The sequence below is a fragment of the Lysinibacillus sp. IITD104 genome, assembly GCF_036698265.2.
Classification (GTDB): domain Bacteria; phylum Bacillota; class Bacilli; order Bacillales_A; family Planococcaceae; genus Lysinibacillus; species Lysinibacillus boronitolerans.
Window position 1 is genome coordinate 4,003,498 of record NZ_JBAHYH020000001.1, and the last position, 9,192, is coordinate 4,012,689.

The following is a 9,192-nucleotide window of genomic DNA, read 5'->3' on the forward strand; positions in this document are numbered from 1 at the left end:
ACCCTTTTTGATAAAAAAACTATCGGATCTTGCAGGGTTTCGAAGTAATTTCTACGTACTTGTCGTTATTACTACTATATGCATAGTAACTTTAATGTGTGAATGTCTTTCTTAACAAAATTGAACATGTCTACAATACCTTCATGCATATACTGTCTGCGAGGAGGTATGAAAATCGCTGTTATTAAGACGAATGATGCACAGACAGCCCTACTCGCAAGACTAATGCGTGCCGAAGCAGAAGGTGAAGGAGAATTAGGCATGCTGATGGTTGGGAATGTTGGCGTTAATCGTGTAAGAGGTGATTGTTTAGATTTTGGTGATATTCGAACAATTGAACAAATGGTTTATCAGCGTCCGGGAGGCTTTGAGGCAACACAAAAGGGTTATTTTTATCAACGAGCACGTGATCAAGATATTCGGTTAGCTAAAAGGGTGATTCAGGGTGAAAGATTTCATCCAGCTACCCGCTCTTTGTGGTTTTTCATGCCAGCAGGTGATTGTCCTGCCCAATGGTATGGCCAATGGAATACTGGCAGATTCAAATCCCATTGTTTTTTCTCGCCAACTGAACAAGATTGTCCTCAAATTTAAAAAGAAAGTAGGTTGATAATTGATGATGCCTTATTATTGGACACCAACAACGCAACAACAAATGACTCCTCCTCCAGTCACACTCCCGAGCGGACGACCACCAGGCCGTGAGGAGTCCTATATAGAAAATATTTTGCGTTTGAATCGTGGAAAACCAGCTACCTTCCATTTTTCTTTTGAGCACGCAGTAGAGCAGGGAAAAAACACAAAAACTGTTCGTGGTGTGGTAGAAGCTGCTGGTCGAGATCATGTCATTATTCGTGAGCTTAAGTCTAATCATCGTTTTCTTTTCCCTATGATTTATTTCGATTTTGCTGAGTATGATGAAGAAATGGCTTACTTTAATCAAAATCCATAATTCTATCTTCTAGAGTAAAAATCCGCAATACACTCACTGACCAAAAGTCGATGGGCGTATGCGGATTTTTATCATTCACTATGCTCAATTTTCTTTTAAATACGTTAAAGTTGCCTTACCTAAGGTTTTCGCTGCAATGAGCATTGCACGTTCATCAAAATCAAAGCGTGCATGATGATGCGGATAGGCCTTTTCCCATTCAGGCTTTTTAGCACCTGTGAAGAAAAATGTGCCAGGTACTTTTTCTAAATAATACGCAAAGTCTTCCCCAATCATAAACGGAGGACATGTTATTACTTGATCTACCCCTGGTATAGTCGACGCGATCTGTGCCACAAACTCGGTTTCGCTCTGATGGTTATAAACGGGTGGATAACCTCTTGTGTAACGATATTCGTAACTTGCCCCAAATGCCAGACAGGTCGCATTTAATACTGCTTCTAACTCTTGTTCCATTTGTGTGCGTACTTCTTCTTCAAAAGTACGAATTGTCCCCGCCAATACTACCCGATCAGCAATAACGTTAAACGGATTAATCGCCTCAAAATGACCGATTGTTAAAACAGCTGATTTCAATGGGTCAATACGTCTTGAGACAAGCTGTTGAGCATTGACGACGAATTGGGAGGAAAGGGTAACAGCATCAATGGAATGATGCGGCTCTGCGCCATGTCCACCTTTTCCTTGAACCGTTATTTCTACTTTATCCGCGGCAGCCATGATGGCTCCATCTTTCACTAAAATTTCTCCTAATGGTGTAGGTGCCCATAAATGCGTTCCAAAAATAACATCTACTCCTTCTAAACAACCATCCTCAATCATCGGCTTAGCTCCACCTGGTGCCACTTCCTCTGCATGCTGATGAATAAATACGACATTGCCTTCAATTTCGTCCCTCATCGCATTTAATGCCTTAGCTAGCCCAAGCAATGTAGCTGTATGTCCATCATGTCCACATGCATGCATTTTCCCAGCTATTTTAGATTTGTAAGGTACATCATTTTCTTCTTGTATCGCTAATGCATCAAAGTCCGCTCGCAATGCCACCGTTTTACCAGGCTTTTTGCCACGTAATATCGCTACGACACCGCGCCCTCCCACTCCTTCTCGAACCTCATGACCTAATTCTCTATGAAAAGTAGCTATATAGGATGGCGTTTCCACTTCTTCAAAGGACAATTCAGGGTATTCATGTAAATGGCGGCGAATCCCTACCATCTCATCATAGTTAGCATCTAGTAATGTAAATAGTTTTTCCATACTACATAACCTCACTTTTGGTATTTTCGAAATATTGCAAGTAATAGTAGTAGTGTACTATAAATTCTTACAAAATGGATAGGATTTAAATCCCTATCTTAAAATTATGACTGATCACAAAGAAAAACTCTCCTACAAATAATGTAAGAGAGTCAACTTAAAATTAACGTGCATGCTTGAGAGCAGTAAAAATAATAAGTAGCCATCCAGCTAAAAATAGTACACCACCGATTGGTGTAATAGCTCCCAATACTTTTATTCCACTTATCGCCAGAACATATAAGCTCCCCGAAAAGAAAACAATCCCAAGGTTAAAGAAAATACCTGCTAGATTTAATTGTTTCACTTCACCTAATAGTTTAGAGCTCATTAACAGACCGATAACTAATAATCCTGTAGCGTGAAACATTTGATATTGCACAGCCGTTTCCCAAATACCTCGACTATATTCATCTAAAACTTCCTTTAAAGCATGTGCACCAAATGCACCGAATGCTACTGCTAATAGGCCATGAAGAGCACCTGTCACGATAAATCTTTTCATTTTTCGTTACCCTGCCTTTAAAATGGATTAAAAATCAAAAATCGAATCGCCATTTGCTCCATCTTCTTCGATCTTTGCTGTATATAAAGAGGATGGTTTTGTCTCTGACACAAGCATCTGCGGTACGTGCTTATGGGGAGTGATAGATGGTGCATCACCTGAAGAATCTAACACCACATCACATAATGCTCGAATGGCTGTAAGCGCCTCACGAATTTGCTGATCATTTCCCGCATTTTTGGCGTTAGATAATTGTTTTTCAAGTTGCTGTATAACAGCTTGATAAGAAATCATTACATTCTCCCACTTTCTACTTTTGGTACGAATTTTAAACAATCTACACCCGATGATTGCTTCACAACAACGGATGGTATTTGCTTTGTTTTAAAGCCATAAGCTGAACATGCGCGTGGGGTTTGAGGGTCCCAGGTTACTTTAAAAAATTGACACTTAAAACAATTCACCTTCATCAATGTCCCTCACTTTCTTCTATATTAAATGTAACATGATTGCTAAAGCGTATAAAGCAAACGATTTGTGCCAATCTATTCTAAACACCAATCAATTGGCTGCTTGCCCCACTCTACTAATTGCTGATTAATCTTTGAATAAGGTTTACTGCCAAAGAATCCTCGATAAGCACTTAATGGACTTGGGTGTGGCGCTTCGAGTATGACATGAGGTGTTTTATATTTTCGGATTAATTGCTTTTTGCGTTGTGCTGGTTTACCCCACAATACAAAAATTAGTGGTTCTTCCCTTGCAGCTAATAGATCGATAACAGCATCGGTAAATTGCTCCCACCCTTGTTCTTTATGGGAATTCGCTTGTCCTGCTCGAACTGTAAGCACCGTATTTAATAGCATAACACCCTGTTCAGCCCACTTTGTTAGTGTTCCATTTTGAGGAATTGGACAGCCTAAATCATCCTGTAGCTCTTGCAACATGTTCCGTAAGCTAGGAGGATGTGGAATACCTGGTTTAACAGAAAAGCTTAGCCCATGAGCTTGATTAGGTCCATGATAAGGATCTTGTCCTAAAATAATAACTTTCACATCATGATATGCTGTTGTATAAAATGCGTTCATTACATCATTCATAGGTGGATAAATGGTTTGTGTCGAATATTCATTTGCGACAAATTGACGTAGTTTTTGATAGTAAGGTTTTTCTAATTCATCTTTGAGTACTTCTTGCCAATCATTCGGGAATACTTGTTTCATCGCTCTTTAAGCCCCTTTCTCTTCTTACAACGGTACAAAAAATTAACGATGAATTCAAGCATCAGTTGAAACTGACCATATAAAAATATAGTATTCTGGCTATTTTTATAGAATCAGAATCAGACTATACTAGATGGTAATTTTATAACTCTAGACAATAAAGGAGATCTTTAAAAATGACTCTAAAAAAAACATTAACAATTGCTGGTTCAGATACATCAGGCGGTGCAGGGATGCAAGCCGACCTTAAAACATTTCAGGAGCATGGTACATATGGGATGGTGGCATTAACAGTTGTCGTAACAATGGACCCGAATGGCTGGACACACAACGTCACACCTTTGCCAACTGATTTACTACAAAAACAAATTGACACAGCTCTTTCAACAGGAATTGATGCCATTAAGACAGGGATGCTCTCAACAGAGGAAATTATCCGTATTGCTGGAGAGGCTATCGCAAATTCAGGCACTACAAATGTTGTCATCGATCCTGTTATGGTATGTAAAGGGGACGATGAAGTACTGAATCCCGGTAATACAGATGCCATGATTCAGCATCTTTTACCACTAGCAACGGTAACAACACCAAACCTTTTTGAAGCTGGACAATTAGCTGGCATAGGTACACCTAAAAACATTGACGACATGAAGATGGCCGCTCGCAAAATCCATGAGCTAGGGGCTAAAGCTGTTGTCATTAAAGGTGGAAAGGCCCTAGCTACAGAAAAAGCAACAGACTTATTCTTTGATGGTGAAGCATTCTACTTATTAGAATCTGAAAAAGTTGCATCTACAAATAACCACGGTGCAGGCTGTACATTTGCTGCATCTGTAACAGCCAATCTTGCTAACGGTCTTACTATTAAAGATTCAGTCATTGAAGCAAAAGAGTTTGTATCTGCTGCTATTGCACATGGTTGGGCGTTAAATGATTATGTAGGGCCTGTCATGCATGGAGCGAAATCTCGCTTCGGCGCTCCACACGTAACAGTAACAGAAATATAAAGATGAAAGGGATGTCTCAAAGTCATTTGAGACATCCCTCTTTTTACATATAATTCTCCATCATTTCTAGCCGATAATCCCATGGATCATTCATAGATATAAATTGCGCTAACGCTTTACTTTCCTTTTTACGTTCAGCACGTGCCTTCGCTCGTTCTGAAGCTGTTTCATGCAATTTTGTCTCTTCTACTGTTTCAGGAATTACTCGTGGGACCAGCGCTGGTTTATTATTTTCATCCAATGCCACAAATGTTAATAATGCAGTCGCTGCCACCTTTCTCTCTCCAGTTTTCAAGTTTTCAGAAATAACTTTGACAAAAACCTCCATAGAAGATCTTCCAGTCCATGTTACATAGGATTCGAAATAAACCGAATCTGTAGGGCGAATGGGATGTAGAAAATCAACAGAATCAGTTGAAGCTGTGACACAATCTTTCCTGCTGTGCTTTGCAGCCGAAATAGAAGCAACCTGATCAATATCGCTCATCAACCGTCCACCAAATAATGTATTATGATTATTCACATCGTTTGGAAACACACGACTTGTACGCATCACTCTTGATTCCTTACAATATTTAAAGTCCTTATTCACATCATTTCCCCCTCTAAACGTTTGTTTATTCCTACTATAATGCTATATTTAAATGGAAAAATCAATGTAATTATTAGAAAATTACAAACATTAAACAATCCGTTAATGATTAGCATCTATCAGATAAAGATTAAAATAGGACAAGATACGTTAATGCTTCCCACCCCATATATTAGCTGTATGGGAGGGGAAAAAATGAAAAAAAATAAGGTAGAGGACTTAACGGAAGAATCAGGTTTACTAGCTGGAGAAATCACCTCTTCAAAAGTTGAAGTAATTGCTTCCATCGTATTAACACTCGGTTACTCTTTATCCACCCTTGCCACAATATTAGCTCTGCAGGAGGAGGAAGAATTGGCACATGCCAAAAATAATGAAAAACAGGATCAAAATCTTTATATGAAGCAAATGTTTAAACAATTACAAAATGTTAATAATCGTTTAGATACAATAGAACGAAAGCTTAATCGATACTAACAAATACATAGCCTACACTAATTTTTAATAAAAAACCGCGACTCTCCGTCATAAAAGAGAGTCGCGGTTTTTATTATACTATGATAATGAGCTTCATCTTTCTTCCCTTTTTCACAGCTACCAATTATAGCCTGTTCAAGGAACGTCATCTATTGTACCAAGATAGAATTCGTTATTTCTGAAATAATACTCCCTTCAACAATTGGAGCTGTCTACACACACGAATTAGGAAGAAATCATGGTTGCAATATCTTTTCAGATGTGAAAACGGATACAATACGAAACGACACATTTTGTACATATTTATTTCCACATTCCCTATATTGATACATTACAATAATTTTTTCAAGAATATTGCTTAGGAACTTGTCATAGATTTAGAGATGATGATTTATTTCCCTCGATGCTAGGATCAAATTTCACACGCTCAAAAAATTCCGACCCCCATGGCGCTGAGGTATATAAATGCATATCATCAATTTTTCATATCAAAGCAATCAATTTCCCTTTGTGAATTTTTTTTACTATACTTAAAGGAGAAATGATCGAGAGGAGTGTTAAGATGCAAGAAGTACAAGTAGAGACGTTGCAAACATTGCTGAATTCTTTCGCCAACAAAGACGTTTATATTCATCTTGAGACGACAAACGGATCTTATGCAGCACACTATGATGAACAGTTTTTTAATGCAGGTGCTTTTATTCGTAATGCTACAATTAATTATGAGCTTGCTAAGGTTGTAGATCATGCACCTCATCGTGTTGGTTTAAAATTACCTCATGGCTGGGTTTATGCTCAGGGCATTACACATTTCGAATTAGATGATTTAGGCCGTTTATTAATGGCTGGACTAGACTACTCTGGAAAATTGGCGATTGCACTTGAAATTAGTGAAACGCCATTTACTTACTAAGGGGGACGACTATTTGAATTTACAACCACAACGTCATATTTTAATTGTGTACCCTCACCCAGATGACGAGGCTTTTTCAGTTGCTGGGACCATCGCCTACTATACAAAGAAAATGAATACACCTGTTACATATGCCTGTTTAACATTAGGCGAAATGGGACGTAATTTAGGTAATCCACCCTTTGCAACGCGCGAGTCTTTACCTGAAATCCGCCGTAAGGAATTAGTTGCAGCAGCAGAGGCAATGGGTATTCAAGATTTACGTATGCTTGGTCTACGTGATAAAACAATTGAATTTGAAGATGATGAGAAGATGGTAAAGCTAATGGAAGGGCTAATCGAAGAATTAATGCCCTCTTTAATTTTCACTTTCTTACCTGGCTTTGCTGTCCACCCAGACCATGAAGCAACAGCACGTGCGGTAGTTGAAGCTGTACGTCGTATGCCAAAGGCTGCTCGTCCACAAGTATTCGGCTGTGCCTTCGCCAATGATACGATTGAAAAAAATGGAGAACCACATGTTGTTTACGATATTCGTGAAATGCGAATGGACAAATTAAAAGCATTACAAGCCCATGCATCTCAGACTGGTTGGATGATGCAGGAAACTGAAAAACGTATTGATGACGGCGAACCAATGAGTGAGAGCTGGCTAAATGTTGAAAAGTTCTATATTGTTGACCCAGATAAATATGTAAAATAAAAAAAGTACTGTTCTCATTTTGAACTGAACCCTATTTTGTAGACAGTTTAATAAAAAGGGATTTAGTTGTTCTTAAGCTGCGATCAGATGACTTCGGTAATTTGCCGGAGTCATCTTTTTTAATGTCCATTGCTTTCTTGTATGGTTGTAATGATTCATATAGTCTACGACAAGTGTATGTAATTCCGCAAAACTTTCTGCCTCCTTGTAATCTACCTCATCCTTAAAATGCCCAAAGAACGATTCCATTGGCGCATTATCGAGGCAGTTCCCACGACGTGACATCGACTGTTTCAGCCCCATTTCTTTCACAAGTTGCTGAAATTCCGGATGTGTATAATGGAAACCTTGATCTGAATGAATGATGGCTTCTGGATGGAGGTTTCCATCTAAATGAATGTTTAATTGTTCAAGCGTCTCATAAACAATGGACATCTTAAGGGTTGTTGATAACACATAGGCAACGATTTCTCGTGTCGCGACATCTTTTACACAGGATAAATAGGCCGTTTGACCACCTCTATATTGTAAGTACGTAATATCGGTTAAGAATACTTTTCCTGGCTCATCTTGGTTGAACTCACGGTTTAAATGATTCGGAATACGGCGGTGTGCCTCTGTTGCTTTTTCTAAGTGGCGATATGGGTTCGCACGGCGAATTTTAGCGTATAAATTGAATTTACGCATCAGACGAAGAATCTTTTTGTGATTTATTGGTTGGTCTAATATATCCACTAACGCCATATAAAATCCACGATAGCCAATCTTTCCTTTCGCTTGATCATAAATCGATTTTAATAGTAAGTAATCTTGATAATCCGATTCTTCACGTAGTGCATCCTTTTGCGTATTTTGAAGCCATTTATAGTAACCACTTGGGCTGACATTCGCTACTTGACATAAATAGCGTGTCATGTTTTTGAGTTGATACATACGAATCGTTTCGTTGATTGCTTGGTATTTTTCTCGAGGTTTTAGAAACGTTTCTTCTTCGCCTGCCTTTCCATTTCGTCGAGCTTTTTTAGGAGCGTTAATTCTGCTTCTAGTAGTCGAATACGTGCTTCGGCTTTCTCTAATTTTTTGTCCGCTGCTAATTTTTCGGCACGAGGGCGACCTGTGCTGCCTTTCCCTCGACGCTCTTCTAGAAATCCTTGTTCACCTTGTGTTTTATAGGTAGCCTTCCAACGCCCCAATGAACTTTGAGCTTTTTTAATTCCGATCATTTCTAAATCAAAACCCGCCTCCTGAAAAATTTGGACAGGACCTTTTCCAGCTAGATTTTCTTGAACAGCCTTTAATTTAAAGTCCGCTGTATATTGAATAGAGCGATCCGAAACAGACGCCACGTTTGGATTCTCTTCAATTTGTCTACGTTGATGGTCATTAAAAATAATTTTACTCATGATGTTCTCCTGTTCTTCAATCGTATGGTCAGTATAACGGGATTTTTCGGTGATGAAAATAGAAAAACCCCGAATAGGTCCACTTTTTTTAAGTGTCCACTATTCGGGGTTCAGTTCA

General features: G+C 38.8%; 14 protein-coding genes. 6 read left to right on the forward strand and 8 right to left on the reverse strand.

The annotated features are described in order from the left end of the window. The first annotated feature begins 168 nt into the window (after positions 1 to 168). Together V1L66_RS20195 and gerQ are read left to right on the forward strand one after the other, a co-directional pair. Positions 169 to 594 carry a cell wall hydrolase gene (locus V1L66_RS20195; protein WP_004227631.1) on the forward strand — a complete coding sequence of 142 codons (426 nt, stop codon included), beginning with the start codon at positions 169 to 171 and terminating at the stop codon, positions 592 to 594. 22 nt (positions 595 to 616) lie between these two features. Next, positions 617 to 952, forward strand: coding sequence for a spore coat protein GerQ (gene gerQ / locus V1L66_RS20200; RefSeq protein ID WP_004227629.1), 336 nt, complete (start codon positions 617 to 619; stop codon positions 950 to 952). 84 nt (positions 953 to 1,036) lie between these two features. Here the strand turns inward: gerQ and V1L66_RS20205 are convergent, their stop codons facing one another. The 5 genes from V1L66_RS20205 to V1L66_RS20225 all read right to left on the reverse strand — a co-directional run bounded on the left by V1L66_RS20205 (position 1,037) and on the right by V1L66_RS20225 (position 3,979). Beyond that, on the reverse strand, positions 1,037 to 2,212 hold the full coding sequence (locus tag V1L66_RS20205; RefSeq protein ID WP_312124036.1) for a M20 family metallopeptidase: 1,176 nt from the start codon (positions 2,210 to 2,212) through the stop codon (positions 1,037 to 1,039). Positions 2,213 to 2,375: 163 nt separating this feature from the next. Next, positions 2,376 to 2,756 (reverse strand): DUF423 domain-containing protein, encoded by a 381-nt coding sequence (locus tag V1L66_RS20210; protein ID WP_016993379.1) that lies wholly within the window; start codon positions 2,754 to 2,756, stop codon positions 2,376 to 2,378. 27 nt (positions 2,757 to 2,783) lie between these two features. Further along, complete coding sequence (locus tag V1L66_RS20215; RefSeq protein ID WP_016993380.1) at positions 2,784 to 3,050, reverse strand: YwdI family protein; 267 nt, start codon at positions 3,048 to 3,050, stop codon at positions 2,784 to 2,786. Then, positions 3,050 to 3,226: a hypothetical protein gene (locus V1L66_RS20220; RefSeq protein WP_016993381.1), complete on the reverse strand. Its 177-nt coding sequence runs from the start codon at positions 3,224 to 3,226 to the stop codon at positions 3,050 to 3,052. Before V1L66_RS20220 ends, V1L66_RS20215 begins: the two co-directional genes overlap by 1 nt. A 75-nt stretch (positions 3,227 to 3,301) precedes the next feature. Continuing rightward, a complete protein-coding gene (locus V1L66_RS20225; protein ID WP_016993382.1) occupies positions 3,302 to 3,979 on the reverse strand; it encodes a uracil-DNA glycosylase in 678 nt (225 codons plus the stop codon). 176 nt (positions 3,980 to 4,155) lie between these two features. Between V1L66_RS20225 and thiD the strand changes: the two genes are divergently transcribed. Beyond that, complete coding sequence (thiD, locus tag V1L66_RS20230) at positions 4,156 to 4,986, forward strand: bifunctional hydroxymethylpyrimidine kinase/phosphomethylpyrimidine kinase (RefSeq protein WP_274771469.1); 831 nt, start codon at positions 4,156 to 4,158, stop codon at positions 4,984 to 4,986. A 43-nt stretch (positions 4,987 to 5,029) separates the two neighbouring features. Here the strand turns inward: thiD and V1L66_RS20235 are convergent, their stop codons facing one another. Further along, the gene (locus V1L66_RS20235) at positions 5,030 to 5,578 is read right to left on the reverse strand and encodes an acyl-CoA thioesterase (RefSeq protein WP_016993384.1); all 549 of its coding nucleotides are present in this window, start codon (positions 5,576 to 5,578) and stop codon (positions 5,030 to 5,032) included. A 195-nt stretch (positions 5,579 to 5,773) separates the two neighbouring features. On the opposite strand from V1L66_RS20235, the gene V1L66_RS20240 reads away from it, so the two are divergent. The 3 genes from V1L66_RS20240 to bshB2 all read left to right on the forward strand — a co-directional run bounded on the left by V1L66_RS20240 (position 5,774) and on the right by bshB2 (position 7,671). Continuing rightward, on the forward strand, positions 5,774 to 6,055 hold the full coding sequence (locus tag V1L66_RS20240; RefSeq protein ID WP_016993385.1) for a hypothetical protein: 282 nt from the start codon (positions 5,774 to 5,776) through the stop codon (positions 6,053 to 6,055). A 562-nt stretch (positions 6,056 to 6,617) separates the two neighbouring features. Continuing rightward, positions 6,618 to 6,968, forward strand: coding sequence for a YojF family protein (locus tag V1L66_RS20245; RefSeq protein WP_333006386.1), 351 nt, complete (start codon positions 6,618 to 6,620; stop codon positions 6,966 to 6,968). A 13-nt stretch (positions 6,969 to 6,981) separates the two neighbouring features. Further along, entirely contained in the window at positions 6,982 to 7,671 is a 690-nt protein-coding gene (gene bshB2, locus V1L66_RS20250) for a bacillithiol biosynthesis deacetylase BshB2 (RefSeq protein WP_016993387.1), read from the forward strand. A gap of 72 nt (positions 7,672 to 7,743) precedes the next feature. Here bshB2 and V1L66_RS20255 read toward each other — a convergent pair whose 3' ends face one another. After that, on the reverse strand, positions 7,744 to 8,748 hold the full coding sequence (locus V1L66_RS20255) for an IS3 family transposase (RefSeq protein ID WP_333007008.1): 1,005 nt from the start codon (positions 8,746 to 8,748) through the stop codon (positions 7,744 to 7,746). Next, a complete protein-coding gene (locus tag V1L66_RS20260; protein ID WP_333007006.1) occupies positions 8,646 to 9,074 on the reverse strand; it encodes a hypothetical protein in 429 nt (142 codons plus the stop codon). Before V1L66_RS20260 ends, V1L66_RS20255 begins: the two co-directional genes overlap by 103 nt. Positions 9,075 to 9,192 lie beyond the last annotated feature (118 nt).